Here is a 22,873-nt window from a genome sequence, read left to right as displayed (position 1 = left end):
GCAGCACGGAAATCAGACTTTGAGCATTTTGACCGTGGACTCAATATCAATCTCATCTTCCGAGAAGATTAACGTCGTGCCCTGGAAGGTGGTGATCGCCAGTTTTTTTACCGTGCGCATTTCACCGGGTGTCGCCGTGGTTTTCGGTCGGATGTTGCTCATCAGCAGTCCGACAGAGAGCACTGCATTTTCTTTATCAATCGGCGTGTCGGCCGGGATCTCTTCGCTGAACACCACGAATGACTTAATCGAGGTGAGTTTCAGTCGCTCGCCAGCGATATAGATATATTTGCTGTCCGGCACGACCTTCACCGCATACGCGGAAAGACCTTTGTTGTTGGTGGTGGGTTCAAAGGTTACCGCCGCATCTTTCTTGAGAAGCTCAGGGTTGGCAACCTTAATCACATGAAAATAGCGATTATCGCCGTTCTCATCTTTGATAAATCCAAAACCTTTATCTTTAAACCACGTTGTGATTGTTCCGTTCATCGCCATTACCGTCTGGTTAATCTACTCATTTTTTGCAGCGCGCAGTGTAAAGCACAATGCCTGCGCAGGCCATGTCTTTGGCTTAAGTCTGGATGATAAATTTCAGCGACGCGAGGGAAAGTGAAGTCGCCGTCATTCGCCGGTCGGCTGAAAATGGGTTATCATCCGCACCCACTTTCCCGCCGGGCAGCCTGATGTCTACGATTATTGATACCTTTATTGCCCCACCGTGCAACGACGAGATAGAGACGCTCTATCAGGACGATCACCTGCTGTTGATCAATAAACCCAGCGGGCTGCTCAGTCTGTCAGGGAAAAATCCACAAAATCTCGATTCGGTACACTATCGGCTGGTTCAGCAATATCCAGGCTGCACGCTGGTCCACCGTCTGGATTTCGGCACGTCCGGGCTGATGGTCGTGGCGCGTAATAAGGCGATCAATGCCGCCCTCTGCCACCAGTTCAGCCAGCGCACCGTCAGTAAAGTCTACAGCGCATTGCTCTGCGGACATCTGAACGCTGACGAAGGGGTGATTGATGCGCCGATAGCCAACGATCCGGCACGGTTCCCGCTGATGTCAATTTGCCCGGTCAATGGCAAACCCGCGCGGTCGCGTTATCAGGTCGTGGCGCGTATTGACCAACAGCAGGCCGACGGAACCATACTGCCGTTGACGCGGGTCCAGCTCACGCCGGAGACCGGACGCACACATCAGCTACGCATTCACTGCCAGCTATTGGGGCACCCTATTCTGGGTTGCGACCTGTATGGCGGTCGCCTGCTGCCTGGTACTGAACGAACCACACGGCTGATGCTACACGCCAGCGAATTACGCTTTACTCACCCCGTCAGCGGGGAGCACATCAACGCGCATCACGCCGCGCCGTTCTGAACGCGACTTACCACATCAGATCATCAGGCACTTTAAAATCAGCATACGGATCGTCTTCATCCTGCGCTTCCTGACTCAACGCGCTGTGCAATACGATGCTGGTTGCGTCGCGCTGCGCAATTTTATCGGCGACGCTGGCCGGGATAATCGCGTATTCGCTCTCGCCGCTGTTATCGGTAGACAGACGCGCAATGGCCAGACGTCCGTTGATCAACTGCGTCTGGGTCAGCTTATCGACGTAGATTTTCTTGATGAGATTGTTATCGGTGAAGTTAAAGCCAATGTCGCCTTTTGCGACAGTGATCCGGTTCATTTCAATCAGTTGCTTCACCTGGGCTTTAAATTCTTTCGCCAGCGTCGCCTGCTTTTGCTGCTCACTGAGCTGCTTGTCACGCTCAAGCTGCGCCTTTTTATTTTCTTCAACCGCCTCTCTTGCCTCACGAGCCTGCACGCGTGATTTTTTAGCCGTTCTCTGGACTTTCGCCATCTTTTTGCTGGTTACTAAACCCGCTTTTAGCATCTGCTCTTGTAAGGTAAGTTTCGTCATCTTTGCTTATAAACCTGTGGAATGATGTCTGAGATTATACCTGCAATTTTTGCGACGATACCAGTTGGCAGGCGCGGTTTACGGGTCTCGTTATGATCGGACTGGGGTGACGCATGCTGTTCAGCCATAAACCGTGAATCAGAGGGCGAATACTATTGCGAAAAAAGGATGAAAAAAACCGCGTGAGGCACGCGGTTTTCCCGTTGAACAAGGCTTACAGAATCTGACCTAAGGTCTGGCGCAAATGTGCGCCGGAACCGAGCAGACCGGGGTTGTCGTGAACAATCAGATACACCGGAATATCCTGAACGTAGGCCTTAAAGCGACCTTTATCTTCAAATCCCCCCCGGAAGCCCGAGGCTTTGAAGAACTCCAGGAAGCGCGGCACGATGCCACCGGCAATGTAGACGCCGCCAAAGGTGCCCAGTGTTAACGCCAGATCGCCGCCAAAACGCCCCATGATCACGCAAAACAGCGACAGTGCGCGACGGCAGTCCGTGCAACTGTCGGCCAGCGCACGTTCGGTAATATCCTTTGGCTGCAGATTTTCCGGCAGACGTCCGTCAGATTTGACGATCGCCCGGTACAAATTCACCAGCCCCGGACCAGAAAGCACGCGTTCCGCAGAGACGTGACCAATCTCAGCGCGCAGGACCTCCAGGATGATCGCCTCTTCTTCGCTGTTCGGCGCGAAGTCAACATGACCGCCCTCACCCGGCAGGCTGACCCAGCGTTTATCAACATGAACCAGATGCGACACCCCGAGACCGGTGCCCGCGCCATACACCGCGATAGGTTTCCCCTCAACCGGTTCCGCGCCGCCAAACTGGATCAAATGCGCTTTTTTCAGCATCGGGATCGCCATCGACACGGCGGTAAAATCATTAATGATTTCCAGATGGCTGAAACCGAGGTTCTTTTTCATCTCTGCAATAGAAAACGCCCACGTATGGTTGGTCATCGCCACCCAGTCGCCCGTAATCGGGCAGGCGATCGCGATACAGCCCGCGTCCACTTTCACCTTGTGCTCATCGAGGTAAACCCGCACGACAGCTTCCAGGCTGGGATAATCCAGACCGGAATAGGTTTTGGCCTGCGAGATGTCACCACTGTCGATATCACACAGAGCAAGACGCGCGTTGGTGCCGCCGACATCACCTACTAAAGCATACTTTGTCATTCTTCTACTGCTCCGCTAAAGTCAAAATAAGTCTTTGCCACACTGTAAATATACGGGGGCATAACAACAACGTCAGAAAAGCGAGTCCCCTGAAAATATCGATCCAGGTCACACAATAACTTTATCGTTTCAGCACCATTTGCAGCAATGCCATCCGGCTGACGCGGCAAACTGAACGCAAGACACGGCATTAAGGAAAAAAACATGCTCCATCCGCGAGCCAGAACCATGTTGTTATTGTCGCTCCCCGCGCTGATTCTGGGGGTCGCATCCAGTTTAGTCCTGATTGTGGTCATGAAGTTTGCCGCCATCTTGCAGAGCATACTCTGGCAACGTCTGCCGGGAAGTGTAGGGATCGCCGCCGACTCCCCCCTCTGGATCATGCTCACCCTGACGTTCACCGGGGTTCTGGTGGGTCTGGTGATTCGCTACAGCACCGGGCACGCCGGTCCGGATCCCGCCACCGAACCGCTGATCGGCGCACCGATTTCCCCGGCTGCGCTGCCCGGTCTGATCATCGCGCTGGTGCTCGGTCTGGCGGGTGGCGTCAGCCTCGGTCCCGAACATCCGATTATGGCTGTTAACATTGCGTTAGCCGTGGCGCTGGGCCGTCGGTTTTTCCCACGGATTGGCGCCCTCGACTGGACCATTCTGGCCTCCGCCGGCACCATCGGCGCCCTGTTTGGCACACCGGTCGCCGCCGCGCTGATCTTCTCGCAAACCCTGAGCGGCTCGAACGATACCCCTTTGTGGGATCGCCTCTTTGCGCCGTTGATGGCTGCGGCGGCGGGTTCACTGACCACCAGCCTGTTCTTCCATCCGCATTTCTCGCTCCCTGTCGCCCATTACACCCAGATGCGTATCGTGGACATTTTCTCCGGGGCTGTAGTGGCGGCGATAGCAATTGCCGCGGGAATGGTGGCGGTCTGGTGCTTACCTCGGCTGCACGCTTTACTGCATCGCCTGAAGAATCCGGTGCTGATCCTCGGCGTTGGTGGCTTCCTGTTAGGGTTACTCGGCGTGATGGGTGGGCCGCTGACGCTGTTTAAGGGTCTGGACGAAATGCAGCAGATGGCGTTCAGTCAGACGCTCGGTACCACGGATTTCTTTATGCTCGCGGTGATTAAGCTCGCCGCGCTGGTCATTGCAGCGGCCAGTGGTTTTCGCGGCGGGCGAATCTTCCCGGCGGTGTTTATCGGCGTGGCGTTAGGCTTGATGCTGCATGCGCACGTTGAAGCCGTTCCGGCCGCCATTACCGTCTCCTGCGCTATTCTTGGCCTGGTGCTGGTCGTCACCCGTGACGGCTGGCTTAGCCTGTTTATGGCCGCAGTGGTGGTACCGGATACTACCCTGCTGCCGCTGCTGTGTATTGTGATGCTTCCGGCCTGGCTGTTGCTGGCAGGCAAACCGATGATGGTCGCCAACCGGGAGGACAAATAGTCACCCGCTGTTACGCGACTCCAGCGCCTGGGTAACCTGACGTAACAGCGCGGGTAAATCGGCTTTTGGCAGCACGACCTCAATCAGCGAGAGCCGTTGTGGACGCGCCAACCGGGCGAAGACTTCCTCGAGCTGGATGGCCTGAGTCACCCGCCAGCATTCGGCCTGATCCGCAAGGCTGAATGCCCGAGGGATCTGCGTCCAGTTCCAGGAAGCAATATCGTTGTACCGTTGTTTCTCCCCGTGGATCGCTCGCTCGACGGTATACCCGTCATTATTCAGCACCAGGATCACCGGCGTTTGTCCGTCGCGCAGCATGGAGCCGATTTCCTGGATGGTCAGTTGCGCCGCACCGTCGCCGGTGATCAGGATAACCCGACGCTCCGGTGCCGCCGTTTGCGCGCCAAACGCGGCGGGCAGCGAATAACCTATCGATCCCCAGAGCGGTTGGACAATCAGTTCCGCCCCGCCAGGCAGCGACAGAGACGCGGCCCCAAATGCCGCCGTTCCCTGATCGGCCAGGATCAGATCGCCGGGCGTCAGCGCCTGCTGTACCGTATGCCAGAAGTTCTCCTGGGTCAGTGGACCTCGTTCGATGTGCGGCTGTACGGGCGCAGGTTTTGCGGGCGGCGGCGCAATGGAGAGCTCCAGGCATAGCTCACGTAACGTGGTAACCGCCTGCTCCATAGACAGTCCACTGAACCAGGTGTCTCCCACCCGCGATGCCTGAGGCTGGACCTCAATCGTACGTTCCAGCGCCAGTTGCTGGGTGAAGCCAGCCGTTAGCGTATCGACAAATCGGGTGCCCACACAAATCGTCGTATCCGCCTCTTCTATCGCCTGACGGACGTCGTCACTGCTGGCACCCGCGCTATAGGTGCCAACAAATCCCGGCTGCTGTTCGTCGAAAAGCCCTTTTCCCATCAACAGCGTGGCGTGGGCCATGGGCGTCTCGGCCATCCAGCGTTGCAGGACCGGTTGCAAACCAAAACGGACAGCGAGAAAATCTGCCAGCAGCGCCACGCGGGAACTGTTGATCAGCTTTTGTCGGGCATGGTAGCGAAATGCCGTCACCACGCTCCCCTGCGATTCCGGTACTGAGAGGGCCAGTTCCGCTGAAGGGGGTAACGCGGGGCGTTTCGCCACATCAGCAGGCAGCATCAGGTAACCCGGGCGATGGGCGGTCAACATCGTACTCAGTACACGGTCGATCTCATGACAGGCGTTTTGCGCATCCAGCAGTGCGCTGGCCGCACACAGGGACTGGCTCATCCGATAGAAGTGTTGGAAGTCGCCGTCGCCCAGCGTGTGGTGCATCAGTTCTCCCCGACGCTGCGCGCCGCTACATGGGGCGCCAACAATATGCAGAACGGGGACATATTCCGCATAGCTGCCCGCCAGGCCATTCATCGCACTGAGTTCCCCCACCCCAAAGGTGGTCAGCAACGCCCCGGCCCCGGCGACCCGGGCATAACCGTCCGCCGCATAGGCGGCGTTAAGCTCGTTGGCGCATCCGACCCAGCGCACGTGCGGATGGTCGATCACATGGTCAAGAAACTGCAAATTGTAATCGCCCGGCACGCCAAACAGATGCCCGATGCCGCACCCGGCGATTCTGTCGAGCAGGTAATCCGCAACGGTGTAAGGGGTTTGCATGACAGCTTTCCTTCTGACGGTAACCTCATGTTGAGTATTGAAGAAGCGTAGGGGCTGTCCAGAAAGTGGCGGCGATGAGGGTGGAAAGCAGAATTTACAGTCTCCGCAGTGAAAAATGTCATTGAAAAATGACCAGTGTAAACGTATACACTTGAGAGCTGAATTCACTGCGAGGGAAGACAATGGTTTACCAGCCTGATGAAAATCGCTATCAGAGGATGGCATTTCGCCGCTGCGGTCAAAGCGGCCTGAAGCTACCCGCCATCTCGCTTGGCCTGTGGCATAACTTCGGCGATACCACCCAGGTGGAAAACAGCCGGGCCCTGCTTCAGCGCGCGTTTGATCTGGGGATCACCCACTTCGACCTCGCCAATAACTACGGCCCCCCGCCGGGTTCAGCAGAACGCAACTTTGGCCGCATCCTGCAGGAAGATTTTTTACCGTGGCGCGATGAGCTGATTATCTCCACCAAAGCGGGATATACCATGTGGGACGGCCCTTACGGCGACTGGGGATCCCGCAAGTATCTGATTGCCAGTCTTGATCAAAGTCTGAAGCGGATGGGGCTGGAGTACGTGGATATTTTCTACCACCACCGTCCCGATCCTGAAACACCTCTGCAGGAAACGATGAAAGCGCTGGACCACATCGTGCGTCAGGGGAAAGCGCTGTATGTCGGGATTTCGAATTACCCGGCCGATCGCGCCCGTGAAGCGATCGATATCCTCAATGATTTGGGTACGCCATGCCTGATCCATCAGCCTAAATATTCGATGTTTGAACGCTGGGTGGAGGATGAACTGCTGACGATGTTGCAGGAAAAAGGGGTGGGCAGTATCGCCTTTTCCCCGCTGGCGGGAGGACAACTCACCGATCGCTACCTGAACGGGATCCCGGCGGATTCCAGAGCCGCGAGCGGAAGCCGTTTTCTGAATCCGGATCAGCTTACCGCCGGGAAGCTGGAAACCATTCGCCAGCTCAATACGTTGGCCGAGAAACGCGGGCAAAAACTGTCGCAGATGGCGCTTGCATGGGTGCTGCGTAACGACAACATCACTTCGGTGCTGATTGGCGCCAGTAAAACCGCGCAGATTGAAGATGCGGTCGGCATGCTGGCCAATCGTCATTTCACCGACCAGGAGTGCGCCGATATCGACAACATTCTGCACAGCACGCGTTAACTGCCTTTTTAGCAATTCGTGCTCTCATTCATGATTTAAGAGTTAAGGCGATGAAATGGGGCTTTACGGCCCCGTAATATTACGTTAACAGGCCGACTACGGCTTCGATCGTGAAGGAGATAAAGCATGTTCAGGTCACTGATTCTGGCGGCAGCCCTACTGGCTTTTACACCGCTTGCCGCAAACGCGGGCGAAATCACCCTGTTGCCATCGATAAAATTACAAATTGGCGATCGCGATAATTACGGTAACTACTGGGACGGCGGGCACTGGCGTGACCGCGACTACTGGCATCGCAATTATGAATGGCGTAAAAATCGCTGGTGGCGACATGACAATGGCTATCACCGTGGCTGGGATAAGCGTAATGCTTACGAGCGCGGATACCGGGAAGGCTGGCGCGATCGCGACGACCATCGCGGGCGCGGGAAAGGCCACGGACACAGACATTAAAATAAAGAGCCTCCGGGCTCTTTATTTTATGGTCAAATCCTGCGCTTTTTATCCTGCACCATTTGCCCTTGAGCAAAAATATCCTGAACGTATCTTATCCTCATGAGAATTCACGTCAGGATTAATTTATGAATGCTAATTTTAAGAATGAAATTCAGACATTCGGTCGATCGCTGTTATTGCCGATTGCCGTACTGGCGCCCGTGGGGATGGTCATGGGTATTAGCTCGGCGTTAGGCCAGAGCTATATGATAGAAAAACTCCCGTTTCTGGGGAATGAACTATTTAAAGCCATCCTTTCTTCGCTGGGATTAATCAGTAGCGTCGTATTCAACAATATCCCGTTATTATTCGCGATGGGTGTGGCGTACGGCATGTCCAAAAAAGAGAAAGGGATTGCGGTTTTTGCCTCCGTGGTTGCCTATCTGACGCTACTTATCGCCATGCATGTTCACCTCAAACTGGCGGGGACGCTGGCAAAAGATGAGCTGGCGCTGGTGGGGCAAGGAATGGTACTCGGTATTCAGACGCTGAAAATCGAAGCGCTTGGTGGCATTATTGCCGGACTGCTGGCGGCCAAAGTCACCGATCGATTTTACCGATTGCAACTTCCTCTCGCCTTTGCGTTTTTCAGCGGTAAGAAATCCGTAGCGATTCTGGCTATCGCCTTTTCGATTCCCGTGGGGTTAATTATCCCTTTTATCTGGGATCTTTTTACGGCGGGTATGCGCGCCATTTCAACCATTATGATGGCGCCTGATATTGGCGCCGGGATTTACATGACGCTCAACCGCCTGTTAATTCCGTTTGGTTTACATCACGTACTGAGTTCTACTGTCCGCTTTACCGCGGCTGGTGGTACCTATCTCATTGACGGACAAACGTACGTCGGTATTTTGCCTGCGATTAATAAGATCCTGTTTGAGCTTGGCCCGTCTCATCCTGCCTGGAAGGAATATATGCCAACGCTCACCAGTTATCTGGCGTCGTCACAAATGCTCACCACGCTGTTCCGCGTGCCGGCGATTGGTCTGGCGATGTATCACATGGCCTATTTTAAGAATAAGAAATTTGCCAAAGGGATGATTCTGACCGTGGTACTCACCGCCATGCTGGGGAATATCACTGAACCGCTGGAGTTTTCCTTCCTGTTTATTGCTCCGCAGCTGTTTATCGTTTATGCCCTACTCTGCGGCTTACTGACTATTCCATTGCAAATGCTGGACGTGTCCATCGGCTATATTCGCGGCACGATCTTCGACTTCGGTATTTTTGGTCTGATGTATGAACAGACGCACTGGGTGAATTTACTGCTCCTCGGCGCCATTAACTTTGTCGTTTTCTACGTCGTTTTCCGCTTCGCGATTGCTCGCTTTGATATAAAAACGCCGGGACGCGAAAGTGAAACATCAGACAGTACCTTGCTGAATAATAAAGAGTACGACAAGGTCGCTGAACTGGTTATTCAGGGGCTGGGAGGATTCGACAATATTAAACATGTTGAAAACTGCGTGTCGCGTTTGCGTGTCGATGTAAAGGATCAGAAAAAAATGGACATGGCCGTGCTGAAAGAATCGGGATCGCTGGGCACCTTTATTCCCTCCAGCAACCATGTCCACGTGGTCTTTGGCCCACACGTCGAATTTGTCCGCAATGCGGTAGATGACCGCCTTGTCGGCGCGAAATAAGCTTAAGGAGACAGGAATGCGCGCATTGTATGATTCAAAAAGTAAAACCATCGACGATCGGGGAATGAAAACGTTGCTCGCTCAACCCGCGCGGGTTCAGTCCTGGCTGGACGTCGAAGCTGCTCTGGCGCTGTCACAGGCTGAATACGGGATGATTCCCACCCGTGCGGCAGAAAATATTGCCGCCAACTGTCGCGTTGATAAAATCGACCTGACGGAAATGGAACGCCTGCTCCGCGAGATCGGCCACGGCTTTGTCCCGGTGATCAAAGTACTGGTCAAAGCCTGCGACAGCGAAAGTGGGAAGTATGTACACTATGGCGTCACAACCCAGAATATTCAGCAAACCGCACAGCTTTACCTGGCAAAGCAGTTCGATGACATCATGCAAGGCTTTGTGAACGATATTCTGCGCAATCTGGCGAAGATGGCGTCCGCTCACCAGGCCACCCTGATGCCTGGACGCACCCACGGTAAGCATGCCTTACCGGTGACCTGGGGCTATAAAGCGGCCGTATGGATTGACGAACTGTTGAGCGCCCAACAGCGCATGCAGGAAGCAGAAAAACGCGTCTTCACGGTGATGATGGGCGGCGCAGTGGGGGCGTTTCATGCGACTGGCGAAACTGGACGTCGCGTGCAGGACCGCGTCGCACAGCGGTTAGGGATGCACTCCATGGTGATCCCTTCGCGTAACTCCCGCGTCTATCGTACCGAATACATCAGTAACCTGTGCCTGCTCGCTACCACGTTGCATAAAATCGCTGAAGAGGTGTATCAGACCTCCAGCGAAGAGTTCGCCGAAGTCTCTGAAGCGTTCACTAAAGGAACGGTTGGCAGCAGCACTATGCCGCAAAAAGTAAACCCCAAACTGGCTAAAGGGATTATCGCCAATGCGCAGAAATTGTATTCCGTGCTCACCTCCTGCCTGTATGTCAGCCCTCGCCCGTTTGAAGCGGACAGTTCTGCCTACTTTATCTTCGACGGAAATATTCAGGAGAGCATGGAGTTAATGGCGGAGATCGTGATGCGCGCTGAAGAGTTGACCCGCACACTGGTCGTTAACCCTGAACGTATGCGCCAGAACGTCCACTTAACCCACGGTTTGATCAATAGCGAAAAGATTATGATGCAACTGGTGGAGCGGCTGGGCAAAGACGCGGCGCACGAGCGCGTGTACCAACTGGCGATGCGCAGCACCCATGAGGGATTGCCCTACGCCGACGTGCTGCGCGCCGACACTCTGATTCGCCAGTATTTTAGCGATGCGGAAATTGACGCTCTGCTCGATCCCGCCCATTACCTCGGTTTGTGCGCGGAGATCGCCGCCGAAACAGCAGCGCGCGTGTGGGAGAAAGAGGATGTCTGACCCCCTGCTCTCTCTGGCAAGCGACCGTATCATCACCCCCGACGGGATACAACGCGGTTATCTGCATATCGACCAGGGACAGATTGTTGGTCTGGATAATACGCCCCGCGGCCAGCTTGTGGATTACCGACATGCGATGCTGATGCCGGGTTTTGTCGATATCCACGTCCACGGTTGGGGGAGAGGTTCGTTTGCCTGGAAGGGGGAACACCAATCCTTGCGTGCCATGAGCCGGGATCTGGTCAATGCCGGGGTCACCGCGTGGCTTGCTACGTCCGCAACCCAGCCGGACGCGTTCTTACTGGAGAGTCTGGCCACGGCCGCCGACTGGATTGCGCACGCGAAAGCGGAAGACGGAGCTGAAGCCGTAGGCATTCACATGGAAGGGCCGTTTATCAATGCCAAATACAGCGGGATGCAGCGCAAGGAGTCAATTCAGTTCCCCAGTATCGAGGGCTTTGAACGCTATCAACATGCTGCGCGGGGACATATTCGCTTAATGACGCTGGCGCCAGAGTTACCGGACGCGCTGCCGCTGATTCGTCATTTGCGCCAGGCCGGCGTCACGGTATCCGCAGGGCATACCGACGCGACGTTTGACGAAACCACCCAAGCGATTGACGCGGGGCTATGCCACTTTACCCACGCCTTCAGCGCCATGCGCGGATTACATCATCGCGAACCCGGCGTTGTCGGCGCGCTGATGTATCACCAGGACACCTTCGCCGAAGTGGCGAAACAAAGCGGTATCACTCTACGCCCGGAAGTGTTTGATATTCTCTATCGCCTGAAAAAAGATCGTCGCCTGGTCATGGTCAGCGACTGTCTCGGATATGTGGACTTTCCGGAAGGGTTTGAATTTCACCATTACCTGCGTCAGGAGACGTTTCGTATCCATCAACATCTTCTGGAAATTACCGATCGCCACGGCAATACCCGCACGGTCTCGCCCGATGACTGGGCGGATGTCTGCGCACTGGAGATGAGCTTTCTGGACTCAGTGAAAAATGTGGTTGATCGTCTGGAGAATAGTTGGGTTTCTGTGGCGCAGATTGCCTGCCTGAATCCGGCGATTCTCGCCGGTGTTGAACGGCGTAAGGGTAGTCTGACGCCAGGAAAAGATGCCGATATTCTGGTCCTGGATGAGATGTTAAATCTGGAAGCCGTCTGGTGTCGCGGCGTCTTACAACCGCTGGCTAAATAAACACATCACCATAATGGCGTTCAAGGAAGTCCCTGAGCGCCGCCTGACTCATCCCCTGAACCTGCTGAACAAAATGGTCAGCCGGGATTTTTTTGCGCGCAGAGGCGAGTCCCCGCTCACGGAGCAACTGGAAATCGTCCTGCGTTAGCCAGAAGTTAACCTTGACGTAATCCAGTCCGGCATACCGCAGATGGCTTGAGATCTTATTGGTAAAGGTGATCAGCAGATCAAACTCACGTGACTGAAGCTGTTCGATCTCATTGATATTAATACATACCGGGATATCGATATGAAAACGTGAGGACAGGACCTCTTTGAAATACCCGACCTTACTTTCCGAAGAGTTCGTCACAATAATGACCCGCTTTTTCGGCTCACTCACTACCCGGTTTTTAAGCTCATATTTTTTCGTGATCAACACCAGCGTCGCCAGATGGATGGCAGAAAACGTCGTTTGCCAGCCTTTTTCAATCTCGCTCACCGCTGACTGAACGCCGGCCCAGAGTTCAGGGTAGCGATTCTGGACGTTATGCAGTTTTTTATCATCAAACCAGAGATGAAATTTATTCTGGATGATGGCGGCATAGATAAAGTGATAAACCTCGGCAAACCAGGCATGTTGATTGTGAACCGTATTGCTCAGGCTACTGGCTAATCGTTCACAGGTCCGTTTCACGTGCGACACCAGGCGGGCGTCATATAAGGTGAAAGGCCGATACGTAAACGTCAGCGAAGCGATCAGAAGATCCAGACAGCGGTTTTCCTGCGGGTCGGTCATGGCCTCAAAAGGGAACGTCGTCAAAAACGACGTCGCCGTACTCTCTTTGATTACATGCCCCCGGTGGATGCGGTGTAACGCGAGGCTCAGATACACCAGCAGGTATTTCCGACCGTTGTAACCCAGCGTGTTAATCGGTCGGATAACGTCTTCATAGCAGCGTGCTGCCTGAGTAATCTCCGTGGCGCATTCGCTCAGAAACTGATCGGCAATCGAACGACTGACGGGCTCATTCGCCTGATGGGCAATCAACTGATGATTTTCACCGATCTCAACGGTTTTGAGTATTAACATGCACACCGCCAGGCGCAACGAGAACTCATCGCCGACAAGCCGCGACCCGGTACGTGGAATGCTTTGTACCGTCAGGGCGTGTTCCTGCGTCAGACGCAGCATCACGGGATTATCGTTTTTTACCGTCCCCGCGCTGACATAAAACTTTTTGTAGTACTCGTTTTTATTCACCACATCATGCAAACAGAGCGCCACGAGGAGATCCCTCACACGCTCTTCCGCCGTGGTGATATAGCGATTAAAACGTATACGCGCTAAAAATTGCCGGTATTCGCTATAGCCAATCCGGGTCGTAATAAACTGATTATCCTGATGGAGCTGGACGTCTTCCGGTAAGAGTTCATTAAGCTCTTTCATGGTGCGTTTAAGCGTGGAGAGGGTCTTACCGAAACGCTGAACCGCCTCGTCAATCGACAGCGGGCTGTTATCCTGCAAATATTTCAGGAAAGAGAGATCAAAGTGATTCATGAACGCTCGCCAGTGGCTAATGCAAGATTCAGGATAACGGAAATCCAGGACTAAAACCGTGACCTGTTGCGAGTCACGGCGGTTAGATCACAGCCCCAGCGCCGTGCCGACCAGCAGCCACAGGTTCAACGCCACCACCAGCACCACAATCATCCAGCCAATCTGTTTAACCCAGCGGGTATTCACCAGATCGCCCATCAGTTTGCTGTCGCTGGTAAATATCAGCAGCGGCACCAGCGCCAGTGCAATACCAAAGCTTAACAGCACCTGGCTCATCACCAGAATCCGCGTCGGATCAAGACCAATCAGAATCACGATAAAGGACGGCATCATGGTGATGGTACGCCGCCCCCATAGGGGGATATGAAAGCGGACAAACCCCTGCATCACGACCTGCCCCGCCAGCGTTCCAACCACCGTTGACGACAGCCCCGCCGCCACCAGGCTCAGTCCGAAGACCGTTGCCGCCGCGTGACTTAATAACGGCTCCAGCGTCAGATAAGCCTGATCCAGATCGGCAACGCCGGTGTGACCACTGAAGTGAAACGCGGCGGCGGCAGTCGCCATCATCGCTAGATTAACAAACCCCGCAATGGTCATGGCGATTGCCACATCCCATTTTGTCGCCGCATAGCGCTGTTGACGAGTGCCGCCATGCAGGTGCTGCGTTAACGAAGAGTGCAGATAGATCACGTGCGGCATGATGGTCGCGCCCAGCACCCCGGCGGCCAGAAATACCGCTTCAGAGTTGGGCAAGTCAGGGATCATCATGCCTTTACCCAACTGTGCCAAGTTGGGTTGGGAAAAGATCAGTTCAACGATATAGGCCATGGCGACAAACAGCAGCAGGCCGCCGATCACTTTTTCCAGCGGTTTTTGTCCGCGCCGCTGGAGCATCAGGATCAGGAAGGTGGCGATCCCGGTCAGCACCGCCCCCTGCAATAATGAAACACCGAGGATCAGTTTGAATCCTATCGCCGCCCCGATAAATTCCGCGAGATCGGTCGCCATCGCGATGATCTCCGCCTGCACCCAATAGAACCAGACCACCGGGCGCGGATAGTGATCGCGAATTTGTTCGGCCAGATTTTTACCGGTTGCAATACCCAGTTTCGCAGACAAGACCTGGATAAGCATCGCCATCAGGTTTGCCCAGACCACCACCCACAGCAGTTTATAACCAAAGCTGGCACCGGCCTGAATGTTCGTCGCAAAGTTGCCTGGGTCGATATACCCGATCGCCGCGACAAACGCAGGTCCCATTAATGTGAGCCTTAACTTGCGCGCTGCTCTTCCACTGCTACTCTCAACGCGATCGTTTGTCATCTTCTGCCTCGGAAACATAGCCTTTGCTATGTTTTATATTATGCCTAATGAGAATGGTTATCAAGTGCATGTAAAAGCGGTAACCTTGATTTCTCTTATAGGCGGGAACGATAAAGAGTGCGGGTACAGGAAATGCGCGCAGCATGTTTAATAATTGTTATTATATTAGCACAATAACTTAACTATTTACTTTCGCATTAGACATAACAGAAGTGTATGCCGGATCACTATTTTTGAATCTCGTCACAGGTCCTGATTATAGTGTGTGTTAGATCTCGTTTTCTTTGCACACGTTGCATAGAATGTGCACGGAAATTTAACCTGCCTCATATTTGGAGCAAATATGGACCGCGTCCTTCATTTTGTCCTGGCACTTGCCGTTGTTGCGATCCTCGCATTGCTGGTAAGCAGTGACCGTAAAAAAATTCGCATTCGTTATGTCGTTCAACTGCTTGTTATCGAAGTGTTACTGGCGTGGTTCTTCCTGAACTCTGACGTCGGTCTCGGCTTCGTGAGAGGCTTCTCCGAAATGTTTGAAAAACTGCTCGGATTCGCCAATGAAGGGACGAACTTCGTCTTTGGCAGCATGAACGATAAAGGGTTGGCTTTCTTCTTCCTGAAAGTTCTCTGCCCTATCGTCTTCATTTCAGCGTTGATCGGTATTCTGCAGCATATTCGCGTGCTGCCGATTATCATCCGCGCCATTGGCTTCCTGTTATCCAAAGTCAACGGCATGGGCAAACTGGAATCCTTCAACGCCGTCAGCTCGTTGATCCTCGGTCAGTCTGAGAACTTTATCGCGTATAAAGACATTCTCGGCAAAATGTCCCGCAACCGCATGTACACCATGGCAGCGACGGCAATGTCCACCGTTTCCATGTCTATCGTCGGTGCGTACATGACCATGCTGGAGCCTAAATACGTGGTTGCGGCACTGGTTCTGAACATGTTCAGCACCTTTATCGTGCTGTCGCTGATCAACCCGTACCGCGTTGACGCCAGCGAAGAAAACATCCAGATGTCCAACCTGCACGAAGGCCAGAGCTTCTTCGAAATGCTGGGTGAATACATCCTGGCGGGTTTCAAAGTTGCGATCATCGTTGCTGCTATGCTGATCGGCTTCATCGCCCTGATCGCCGCGCTGAACGCCCTGTTCGCTACCGTCACCGGTTGGTTCGGCTACAGCATCTCCTTCCAGGGCATCCTGGGCTACATCTTCTACCCGATTGCCTGGGTGATGGGTGTGCCGTCCAGTGAAGCGCTGCAGGTGGGCAGTATCATGGCGACCAAACTGGTTTCCAACGAATTCGTTGCAATGATGGATCTGCAGAAAATCGCCTCCACGCTCTCTCCGCGCGCGGAAGGTATCCTTTCTGTGTTCCTGGTCTCCTTCGCCAACTTCTCTTCTATCGGTATCATCGCGGGCGCGATTAAAGGCCTGAACGAAGAGCAAGGTAACGTCGTATCCCGTTTCGGTCTGAAACTGGTTTACGGCTCTACGCTGGTGAGTGTCCTGTCTGCTTCTATCGCCGCTCTGGTTCTGTAAGACAGCACTGTCATAAAAAACGGGGAGCGCATCCCCGTTTTTTTTATACCTGTTATTCCTCGAGCGGCCTTGGTCGTCCAATCAAATACCCTTGCAGATAGTTCACCCCCAGGCTCAGCAGCAACTCCCGCTGTGCGGGCGTTTCTACGTACTCCGCCACCACGCTTAGCGACTTCGCCTTTGCCAGATCGGTTATCGACTTCACAATCATCGCATCCAACGAATCGGTCAGAATATCTTTTACGAACACACCGTCGATTTTGATGATGTCAGCCTGCAGACGCTTCAGGCGCTCATAATTGGCATATCCGGTACCAAAGTCGTCAATTGCAATTCTGAAACCAAACCTGTGCAGCAGCTCGAGATTTTGCATGCTGGTTTCCGAATTGGAAAATGCCTGCTCTTCGGTGATCTCAATGATCACCGTTTCCGGAGCAATACCATACCGGGTGAACAGGCGAATAATGCGCGGCGCGGTCTCTTTTTGCAGCAGGGTCAGCGGCATTAAATTGACCGAGAAAAGCGGTCCAGTCTCTGTAGGAGGATGTGCGGATAGCCAGGTAAGCAAGGCTTCAACGACCTGTAAATCAAAGCGGGCGCTGAGGTTAAACTGCGCTATCAGCGGAATAAACTGATCCGGAGTCATGATACCGTCGTCGCTTTTCAGCCGGGCGAGAATTTCATCATACCCTTTGCCCTGAGCGTCGCGGATAGGCTGCGCGTAAAGCAGGAGATCGCCGTTATCGAGCGCTTTACGAATTTTATTGAGCAGCAGCACCCGTTCGGTCGTCTGCCCCGTCGCCACTTCCTGGCTTTGAGTCAGCGCCAGCACCCGGTGATTCGCGCAGGACTGTTCCGCCAGCCAGCTCAGCTGACCCAGCAGCGGTTGCAGCGTCTCCTGCTTCCCATCCCATTGCCCCCAGGATGCGCCGTAACCCATGTCCAGCCCGGTGTTGTTCCAGTAAATTTTACGACTGTTCAACAGGTCGAGCATATGCTGCAGGCGGGCGTCCATCTCCGGCCCGTTAAGCACCAGTAATAATTCACTCCCTGGCAACTGGAAGATTTTTTCATTCTCAAGCATCAGCGGTTGCAGCATACGGTGCACCGTACGTTTGCTGTGCACACGCATTAACATGCCGTAGTGACGGCTCAGAAACTCCAGATTCTCCAGTCGCAGGCAGCAGACGCTCTGTCCGGACTCTTTTTGCAGGAACTGCTCCAGCGCACGCAGATTCGGTAAACGAGTTAAGGGATCGGTAAGGGCCTGCATGTGCCAGCGACGATTAAGCCATTCACTGCGCAGAAAGATGCGCATCATATACAGCAGGCAGATACTGAACGAGACGAGTACCGACAGGATGAACGCCAGTGAATACTCCGATCCCACCCCTTGTAAGAAATTGCGGTTATAGGTCAGCAGAAACAGCGTTGAAATGGCCCAACTGAGATTCAAAAACGGATAGGTGAGCTTACCTACGCCAGTGGTAAAGATGATGAACAGCACGGGCACCAGATACCCTGCAATGTAGTCGCTTTCCAGCGGGGAGCACATCATGGCGAGCAGCAGAGAAATGCAGATCAGCCAGCATAGGGTAAAGAGACGCGTCTCTTTTTCAAAACACGGCGCAATATCGCGACGCCAGAATATCCGGGCATAATGCGGATTCACTATCATCCGCAGCGGATAATAAAAAAGCATGGTGAAAATCAGCACCGCCGAGATCAGGCTCAGAATATCGACAATCGTGAAGATGGCCGCCGCCGCGCCAAAGAATGTCGAAACCGCGACCGGGAAATCGAGATAATGCCCGGCGAGATACATACTGATTTTCATCCCGAGCGGGGCGACAAAGCCAAACCAAATCACTCTGCGCCAGATATTGCGATCGGGTAATCCGTAACGCCAGCGCGGCCCCAGTTGCCAGCGCACCAGCGCACAGGTTCCCAGCACGGCAAACATCTGACAGAAGAGCAACACAATGCCTTGCGCGAACGGCAGATGAAGATTCCAGTGGTTGGTCAGGTATAACGCCAGCACAATGGGCAGAACAGCACGTCGGCCAAACAGCAGCATCATCGACAGCAGCACGCAAAGCGGCAGCCACGAGAGATAGATATAGCTGGAATCCACAATGGCCAGAGGAGAAATCAAACGTGAAAACTGGATGGCTGCGATGGAGAGCACGATCGCAAGAGCGAATATTCTTATATTATTTATCAGGTTGCGCTTGGCTGGCATGAATTAACTGCTCTCACAGAGACGAACTATTTGTCACATAAATGATAAGTTTATTCGCATCGCGAAGCAAACCTATACCCACCAGAAACCGATCCCACCTTTCGCGGAACAGACTCCGGCTTATCAGCAACTGTATTACAAAAATGGAAGGTATGCAGAGATAAAAAAACCCCCGCTTCGCAGCGAGGGTTCTGAATTTGGTGGAGCTAAGCGGGATCGAACCGCTGACCTCTTGCATGCCATGCAAGCGCTCTCCCAGCTGAGCTATAGCCCCATGATGCGTTTACGTACCAAAATTGTTGGGTTCAATTTTTGGTGGAGCTAAGCGGGATCGAACCGCTGACCTCTTGCATGCCATGCAAGCGCTCTCCCAGCTGAGCTATAGCCCCATTACGTAAAGCTTGTCGAGTTGACGGGCGGCATCATATGAATTCCCTTCGCATGTGTCAACGGCAAATTGTAGACGCCGATTCTAATCGCTGAAAAAGCAGACAAATGAAGAACATTGCGTAACAACTCGCATTCAGTAGTTAAACACGTCACGGTTTCCACTAAAATGGTGCTATAAAATGAACCACTAATTAACCACACGACTATTCAGGGAATCTTTATGTTCAAGGAGCGGATGACGCCAGAAGAACTCGCGAATCTGACGGGTTACAGCCGACAGACCATTAATAAATGGGTGCGAAAAGAGGGTTGGGCGACATCACCAAAACCAGGCGTCCAGGGCGGTAAAGCACGACTGGTGCATGTTAACGAACAGGTTCGTGAATATATCCGCAGCGCAGAACGCTCGGCGGAAGGGCTGTCTGACACCTTCTCGCACCCTGGCGATGCCTCGCTGGAAGCCCTACTGATCAAGCTGGTGAAAGAGATGACACCTGCCGAACAAAAACACTTTACCTCTTTGCTACTGCGGGAAGGGATTACCGGTTTATTACAACGCTTAGGGATCCGCGACAGCAAATAATATGAAAAGATTACGCAGCAAAATGACCACCGAAGAACTGGCGGATTGCCTCGGTGTCGCTAAGCAAACCGTGAATCGTTGGATCCGTGAACAAAAATGGGAAACGGAAAAATTTCCAGGTGTTAAAGGGGGTCGGGCAAGACTCGTTCACATCGATACACGCGTGCGGGAGTTTATTCTGAACATCCCGGCGTTTCGTAACCATTCTGCATTTTATCAGGCTGAAGAGTCACTGGCCGAGTACAACCCCGTCGTGCGCAGCCATGCTTATCGGCAAATTATTGATGCCGTGGAAAATATGTCCGCAGCGGAACAGGAAAAGTTAGCGCTGTTTCTTTCACGTGAAGGCATCCGCGGTTTCCTCACACGCCTGGGTCTGAACGATTCTGAGTAGCACAAAGAAAAACGGCAGAGTCTCCCCTGCCGTTTCGTTAATGCGGCGATCGCTTACTGCTGCGCTTCACGATCCGCAATAAAAGCCAGCGCTTTATTGATGCGCTCAATGCTGCGAGTTTTCCCAATCGCGTGCACCGTCACGTCTAAGCCCGGAGACTGACCCGCACCGGTTACCGCCACACGCAGCGGCATACCGACTTTACCCATTCCCACTTCCAGCTCATCAGCAGTTGCCTGAATCGCGTGATGCACGTTTTCAGCCGTCCACTCGGTAATGGCTGCCAGTTTGTCACGCACCACTTCCAGCGGCTGACGCGCAACCGGACGCAGGTGTTTCTTCGCTGCATCGGCATCAAACTCGGTAAAGTCTTCGTAGAAGTAACGGCAGTTCTGCGCCATCTCTTTCAGTGTTTTGCAGCGCTCGCCCAGCAGTTTCACCAGTTCAGCCAACTCCGGGCCGTTACGGGTGTCGATGTTTTCCTGCTCAATGTGCCACTGCAGATGCGTTGCCACATACTCCGGCGCCAGCGAATTAATGTAGTGATGGTTCAGCCACTGCAGTTTTTCCGTGTTGAACGCACTGGCGGATTTGCTGACCGCACCAAGGGAGAACAGCTTGATCATCTCTTCACGCGTGAAAATCTCCTGATCGCCGCTGGACCAGCCCAGACGCACCAGGTAGTTCAGCAGCGCTTCCGGCAGATAGCCGTCATCACGATACTGCATCACACTCACCGCGCCGTGACGTTTGGACAGCTTTTTACCGTCGTCGCCGTTGATCATAGAAACGTGGGCGTACACCGGCACAGGCGCGTTCAGCGCTTTCAGAATGTTGATCTGGCGCGGGGTATTGTTGATATGGTCTTCACCACGAATAACGTGGGTGATCTCCATATCCCAGTCGTCCACCACCACACAGAAGTTATAGGTCGGGGAACCGTCGGTGCGGCGGATAATCAGATCGTCCAGCTCCTGATTGCTGAATTCGATCGGGCCACGGATCTGATCGTCAAAAATGACTGAACCGTCCTGCGGGTTGGCAAAACGGACAACGCAAGGCTCATCATCAGCGTGATGTTCATGACCATGACGGCAACGCCCGTCGTAGCGCGGCTTTTCACCCTTCGCCATCTGCTCTTCACGCAGTGCGTCCAGGCGCTCTTTGGAGCAGTAGCATTTATAGGCCGTGCCCGCTTCCAGCATCTCATCAATCACTGCGTTATAACGATCGAAACGTTTAGTCTGGAAGTATGGGCCTTCGTCCCATTCCAGGCTCAGCCAGTTCATACCGTCCATAATGGCTTCGATAGCTTCCGGCGTGGAACGTTCGAGATCGGTGTCTTCAATACGCAGCACAAACTCACCGCCGTGATTACGTGCAAAAAGCCAGGAATAGAGAGCAGTACGCGCACCACCGACGTGCAGATAGCCTGTCGGGCTTGGCGCGAAGCGAGTTTTGATTTTCATGAAATGGCCTTACGTTTATAAAGATGCCGACAACCGGCAAATCCGGGAAAAATGGAATGGCCGATATTCTATCACTGTGAGGTAAATCCTCAATGTTGTTACCGGGTAAACGCCGTGCAGAACCGTTTTTGTTTAGAAATCATGCGCCAGAGACCGTTTCACGATCGTTTTGCTTAAAATTACGACGAACGAACAATTTCTTTAGAAAAGGCGTTGACTCATTTTCAACTCTCCCTATAATGCGACTCCACACAGCGGGGGTGATTAGCTCAGCTGGGAGAGCACCTCCCTTACAAGGAGGGGGTCGGCGGTTCGATCCCGTCATCACCCACCAACTACTTTATGTAGTCTCCGCCGTGTAGATAAGAAATTGAGAAGTGGGTGATTAGCTCAGCTGGGAGAGCACCTCCCTTACAAGGAGGGGGTCGGCGGTTCGATCCCGTCATCACCCACCACTTTCTCGCCAGCTAAATTTCTTATTGTGAAGTACCGAAGTGGGTGATTAGCTCAGCTGGGAGAGCACCTCCCTTACAAGGAGGGGGTCGGCGGTTCGATCCCGTCATCACCCACCACTTCGGGTCGTTAGCTCAGTTGGTAGAGCAGTTGACTTTTAATCAATTGGTCGCAGGTTCGAATCCTGCACGACCCACCAATGTAAAAAGGCGCCCTAAAGGCGCCTTTTTGCTATGCGTAGAATATAACGATTCGAACCTGCGGCAGGTTCGGGTCGAACGCAGTGAGACAACGGAGCCGCTTGCGGCGACGGCCCGAAGGGCGAGCGAAGCGAGTCATCCTGCACGACCCACCAATGTAAAAAGGCGCCCTAAAGGCGCCTTTTTGCTATGCGTAGAATATAACGATTCGAACCTGCGGCAGGTTCGGGTCGAACGCAGTGAGACAACGGAGCCGCTTGCGGCGACGGCCCGAAGGGCGAGCGAAGCGAGTCATCCTGCACGACCCACCAATGTAAAAAGGCGCCCTAAAGGCGCCTTTTTGCTATGCGTAGAATATAACGATTCGAACCTGCGGCAGGTTCGGGTCGAACGCAGTGAGACAACGGAGCCGCTTGCGGCGACGGCCCGAAGGGCGAGCGAAGCGAGTCATCCTGCACGACCCACCAATGTAAAAAGGCGCCCTAAAGGCGCCTTTTTGCTATGCGAAGAATATAACGATTCGAACCTGCGGCAGGTTCGGGTCGAACGCAGTGAGACAACGGAGCCGCTTGCGGCGACGGCCCGAAGGGCGAGCGAAGCGAGTCATCCTGCACGACCCACCAATGTAAA

Annotated in this window: 18 protein-coding genes, 6 tRNA genes and 4 other RNA genes; 18 read left to right on the top strand and 10 right to left on the bottom strand. The window is 53.7% G+C overall.

From position 1 onward, the window contains the following. Window positions 1-12: 12 nt before the first annotated feature. A complete protein-coding gene (locus WM46_RS01335) occupies window positions 13-495 on the bottom strand; it encodes a cold-shock protein (RefSeq protein ID WP_042999939.1) in 483 nt (160 codons plus the stop codon). A 188-nt stretch (window positions 496-683) separates the two neighbouring features. On the opposite strand from WM46_RS01335, the gene WM46_RS01330 reads away from it, so the two are divergent. Beyond that, window positions 684-1,382: an RluA family pseudouridine synthase gene (locus WM46_RS01330; RefSeq protein ID WP_102601223.1), complete on the top strand. Its 699-nt coding sequence runs from the start codon at window positions 684-686 to the stop codon at window positions 1,380-1,382. Between the two features lie 7 nt (window positions 1,383-1,389). On the opposite strand, the gene WM46_RS01325 is transcribed toward WM46_RS01330, so the two are convergent. Both WM46_RS01325 and glk read right to left on the bottom strand, forming a co-directional pair. Further along, window positions 1,390-1,929 (bottom strand): DUF2058 domain-containing protein, encoded by a 540-nt coding sequence (locus WM46_RS01325; RefSeq protein WP_102601222.1) that lies wholly within the window; start codon window positions 1,927-1,929, stop codon window positions 1,390-1,392. 214 nt (window positions 1,930-2,143) lie between these two features. Continuing rightward, window positions 2,144-3,109, bottom strand: coding sequence for a glucokinase (gene glk, locus WM46_RS01320; protein WP_061074878.1), 966 nt, complete (start codon window positions 3,107-3,109; stop codon window positions 2,144-2,146). Between the two features lie 204 nt (window positions 3,110-3,313). Between glk and WM46_RS01310 the strand changes: the two genes are divergently transcribed. Continuing rightward, window positions 3,314-4,549, top strand: a complete 1,236-nt coding sequence (locus tag WM46_RS01310) for an ion channel protein (protein ID WP_102601220.1) — start codon at window positions 3,314-3,316, stop codon at window positions 4,547-4,549. On the opposite strand, the gene WM46_RS01305 is transcribed toward WM46_RS01310, so the two are convergent. Beyond that, complete coding sequence (locus tag WM46_RS01305) at window positions 4,550-6,205, bottom strand: alpha-keto acid decarboxylase family protein (protein ID WP_102601219.1); 1,656 nt, start codon at window positions 6,203-6,205, stop codon at window positions 4,550-4,552. 182 nt (window positions 6,206-6,387) lie between these two features. On the opposite strand from WM46_RS01305, the gene mgrA reads away from it, so the two are divergent. The 5 genes from mgrA (at window position 6,388) to nagA (ending at window position 12,100) form a co-directional block, all read left to right on the top strand. Further along, window positions 6,388-7,386 (top strand): L-glyceraldehyde 3-phosphate reductase, encoded by a 999-nt coding sequence (gene mgrA, locus WM46_RS01300; protein WP_102601218.1) that lies wholly within the window; start codon window positions 6,388-6,390, stop codon window positions 7,384-7,386. Window positions 7,387-7,512: 126 nt separating this feature from the next. Beyond that, complete coding sequence (gene ypeC / locus WM46_RS01295; protein WP_061074882.1) at window positions 7,513-7,839, top strand: DUF2502 domain-containing protein YpeC; 327 nt, start codon at window positions 7,513-7,515, stop codon at window positions 7,837-7,839. Window positions 7,840-7,967: 128 nt separating this feature from the next. Then, window positions 7,968-9,527 carry a PTS transporter subunit EIIC gene (locus WM46_RS01290; RefSeq protein ID WP_102601217.1) on the top strand — a complete coding sequence of 520 codons (1,560 nt, stop codon included), beginning with the start codon at window positions 7,968-7,970 and terminating at the stop codon, window positions 9,525-9,527. A gap of 16 nt (window positions 9,528-9,543) precedes the next feature. Continuing rightward, window positions 9,544-10,896 (top strand): adenylosuccinate lyase family protein, encoded by a 1,353-nt coding sequence (locus tag WM46_RS01285; protein ID WP_102601216.1) that lies wholly within the window; start codon window positions 9,544-9,546, stop codon window positions 10,894-10,896. After that, a complete protein-coding gene (gene nagA / locus WM46_RS01280) occupies window positions 10,889-12,100 on the top strand; it encodes an N-acetylglucosamine-6-phosphate deacetylase (protein WP_102601215.1) in 1,212 nt (403 codons plus the stop codon). Before WM46_RS01285 ends, nagA begins: the two co-directional genes overlap by 8 nt. Here the strand turns inward: nagA and WM46_RS01275 are convergent. Together WM46_RS01275 and WM46_RS01270 are read right to left on the bottom strand one after the other, a co-directional pair. Beyond that, on the bottom strand, window positions 12,093-13,640 hold the full coding sequence (locus WM46_RS01275; protein ID WP_102601214.1) for a hypothetical protein: 1,548 nt from the start codon (window positions 13,638-13,640) through the stop codon (window positions 12,093-12,095). The two genes, nagA and WM46_RS01275, sit on opposite strands and share 8 nt — an antisense overlap. 87 nt (window positions 13,641-13,727) lie before the next feature. Next, entirely contained in the window at window positions 13,728-14,966 is a 1,239-nt protein-coding gene (locus WM46_RS01270; RefSeq protein ID WP_102601213.1) for an Nramp family divalent metal transporter, read from the bottom strand. A gap of 343 nt (window positions 14,967-15,309) precedes the next feature. Here WM46_RS01270 and nupC point away from each other — a divergent pair, with 343 nt between their 5' ends. Next, window positions 15,310-16,512: a nucleoside permease NupC gene (gene nupC, locus WM46_RS01265; RefSeq protein ID WP_061074888.1), complete on the top strand. Its 1,203-nt coding sequence runs from the start codon at window positions 15,310-15,312 to the stop codon at window positions 16,510-16,512. 52 nt (window positions 16,513-16,564) lie between these two features. Here nupC and WM46_RS01260 read toward each other — a convergent pair whose 3' ends face one another. The 3 genes from WM46_RS01260 to WM46_RS01250 all read right to left on the bottom strand — a co-directional run bounded on the left by WM46_RS01260 (window position 16,565) and on the right by WM46_RS01250 (window position 19,143). Beyond that, window positions 16,565-18,754 (bottom strand): sensor domain-containing phosphodiesterase, encoded by a 2,190-nt coding sequence (locus WM46_RS01260; protein ID WP_061074889.1) that lies wholly within the window; start codon window positions 18,752-18,754, stop codon window positions 16,565-16,567. 198 nt (window positions 18,755-18,952) lie between these two features. Beyond that, window positions 18,953-19,028: transfer RNA gene (locus tag WM46_RS01255), tRNA-Ala, on the bottom strand. 39 nt (window positions 19,029-19,067) lie between these two features. Continuing rightward, window positions 19,068-19,143 (bottom strand) — tRNA-Ala (locus WM46_RS01250). A 221-nt stretch (window positions 19,144-19,364) separates the two neighbouring features. Between WM46_RS01250 and WM46_RS01245 the strand changes: the two genes are divergently transcribed. Both WM46_RS01245 and WM46_RS01240 read left to right on the top strand, forming a co-directional pair. Further along, window positions 19,365-19,727: a MerR family transcriptional regulator gene (locus WM46_RS01245; RefSeq protein WP_061074890.1), complete on the top strand. Its 363-nt coding sequence runs from the start codon at window positions 19,365-19,367 to the stop codon at window positions 19,725-19,727. Window position 19,728: 1 nt separating this feature from the next. Further along, entirely contained in the window at window positions 19,729-20,121 is a 393-nt protein-coding gene (locus tag WM46_RS01240; RefSeq protein ID WP_061074891.1) for a MerR family transcriptional regulator, read from the top strand. 53 nt (window positions 20,122-20,174) lie between these two features. Here WM46_RS01240 and gltX read toward each other — a convergent pair whose 3' ends face one another. After that, window positions 20,175-21,590 carry a glutamate--tRNA ligase gene (gene gltX / locus WM46_RS01235; protein ID WP_102601212.1) on the bottom strand — a complete coding sequence of 472 codons (1,416 nt, stop codon included), beginning with the start codon at window positions 21,588-21,590 and terminating at the stop codon, window positions 20,175-20,177. A 258-nt stretch (window positions 21,591-21,848) separates the two neighbouring features. Here gltX and WM46_RS01230 point away from each other — a divergent pair. From WM46_RS01230 to WM46_RS01195, 8 genes are all read left to right on the top strand, one after another. Further along, window positions 21,849-21,924, top strand: a tRNA-Val gene (locus WM46_RS01230). A gap of 45 nt (window positions 21,925-21,969) precedes the next feature. Then, a tRNA-Val gene (locus tag WM46_RS01225) sits at window positions 21,970-22,045 on the top strand. 41 nt (window positions 22,046-22,086) lie between these two features. Next, window positions 22,087-22,162 (top strand) — tRNA-Val (locus WM46_RS01220). Window positions 22,163-22,166: 4 nt separating this feature from the next. Then, window positions 22,167-22,242: transfer RNA gene (locus WM46_RS01215), tRNA-Lys, on the top strand. A gap of 22 nt (window positions 22,243-22,264) precedes the next feature. Next, a non-coding RNA gene (locus WM46_RS01210) (RtT sRNA) lies at window positions 22,265-22,398 on the top strand. Window positions 22,399-22,420: 22 nt separating this feature from the next. Beyond that, window positions 22,421-22,554, top strand: a non-coding RNA gene (locus WM46_RS01205) — RtT sRNA. A gap of 22 nt (window positions 22,555-22,576) precedes the next feature. Further along, window positions 22,577-22,710: non-coding RNA, RtT sRNA (locus WM46_RS01200), on the top strand. 22 nt (window positions 22,711-22,732) lie between these two features. After that, window positions 22,733-22,866, top strand: a non-coding RNA gene (locus WM46_RS01195) — RtT sRNA. The last annotated feature ends 7 nt before the right edge of the window (window positions 22,867-22,873 follow it).

This window comes from Citrobacter freundii complex sp. CFNIH2, from assembly GCF_002880615.1.
GTDB classification, from domain to species: Bacteria; Pseudomonadota; Gammaproteobacteria; order Enterobacterales; family Enterobacteriaceae; genus Citrobacter_A; species Citrobacter_A amalonaticus_F.
Note: the sequence above shows the minus strand (reverse complement) of the source record. Positions and strands in the feature narration are given on the sequence as shown.

What these genes read in the sequence shown, in the direction of transcription:
- glk (WP_061074878.1), bottom strand. Translation starts at nt 3,109, where the DNA reads ATGACAAAGTATGCTTTAGTAGGTGATGTCGGCGGCACCAACGCGCGT.
- mgrA (WP_102601218.1), top strand. Translation starts at nt 6,388, where the DNA reads ATGGTTTACCAGCCTGATGAAAATCGCTATCAGAGGATGGCATTTCGC.
- WM46_RS01275 (WP_102601214.1), bottom strand. Translation starts at nt 13,640, where the DNA reads ATGAATCACTTTGATCTCTCTTTCCTGAAATATTTGCAGGATAACAGC.
- WM46_RS01325 (WP_102601222.1), bottom strand. Translation starts at nt 1,929, where the DNA reads ATGACGAAACTTACCTTACAAGAGCAGATGCTAAAAGCGGGTTTAGTA.
- WM46_RS01285 (WP_102601216.1), top strand. Translation starts at nt 9,544, where the DNA reads ATGCGCGCATTGTATGATTCAAAAAGTAAAACCATCGACGATCGGGGA.
- WM46_RS01305 (WP_102601219.1), bottom strand. Translation starts at nt 6,205, where the DNA reads ATGCAAACCCCTTACACCGTTGCGGATTACCTGCTCGACAGAATCGCC.
- nupC (WP_061074888.1), top strand. Translation starts at nt 15,310, where the DNA reads ATGGACCGCGTCCTTCATTTTGTCCTGGCACTTGCCGTTGTTGCGATC.
- WM46_RS01240 (WP_061074891.1), top strand. Translation starts at nt 19,729, where the DNA reads ATGAAAAGATTACGCAGCAAAATGACCACCGAAGAACTGGCGGATTGC.
- WM46_RS01335 (WP_042999939.1), bottom strand. Translation starts at nt 495, where the DNA reads ATGGCGATGAACGGAACAATCACAACGTGGTTTAAAGATAAAGGTTTT.
- nagA (WP_102601215.1), top strand. Translation starts at nt 10,889, where the DNA reads ATGTCTGACCCCCTGCTCTCTCTGGCAAGCGACCGTATCATCACCCCC.
- ypeC (WP_061074882.1), top strand. Translation starts at nt 7,513, where the DNA reads ATGTTCAGGTCACTGATTCTGGCGGCAGCCCTACTGGCTTTTACACCG.
- WM46_RS01290 (WP_102601217.1), top strand. Translation starts at nt 7,968, where the DNA reads ATGAATGCTAATTTTAAGAATGAAATTCAGACATTCGGTCGATCGCTG.
- WM46_RS01330 (WP_102601223.1), top strand. Translation starts at nt 684, where the DNA reads ATGTCTACGATTATTGATACCTTTATTGCCCCACCGTGCAACGACGAG.
- WM46_RS01260 (WP_061074889.1), bottom strand. Translation starts at nt 18,754, where the DNA reads ATGCCAGCCAAGCGCAACCTGATAAATAATATAAGAATATTCGCTCTT.
- gltX (WP_102601212.1), bottom strand. Translation starts at nt 21,590, where the DNA reads ATGAAAATCAAAACTCGCTTCGCGCCAAGCCCGACAGGCTATCTGCAC.
- WM46_RS01245 (WP_061074890.1), top strand. Translation starts at nt 19,365, where the DNA reads ATGTTCAAGGAGCGGATGACGCCAGAAGAACTCGCGAATCTGACGGGT.
- WM46_RS01310 (WP_102601220.1), top strand. Translation starts at nt 3,314, where the DNA reads ATGCTCCATCCGCGAGCCAGAACCATGTTGTTATTGTCGCTCCCCGCG.
- WM46_RS01270 (WP_102601213.1), bottom strand. Translation starts at nt 14,966, where the DNA reads ATGACAAACGATCGCGTTGAGAGTAGCAGTGGAAGAGCAGCGCGCAAG.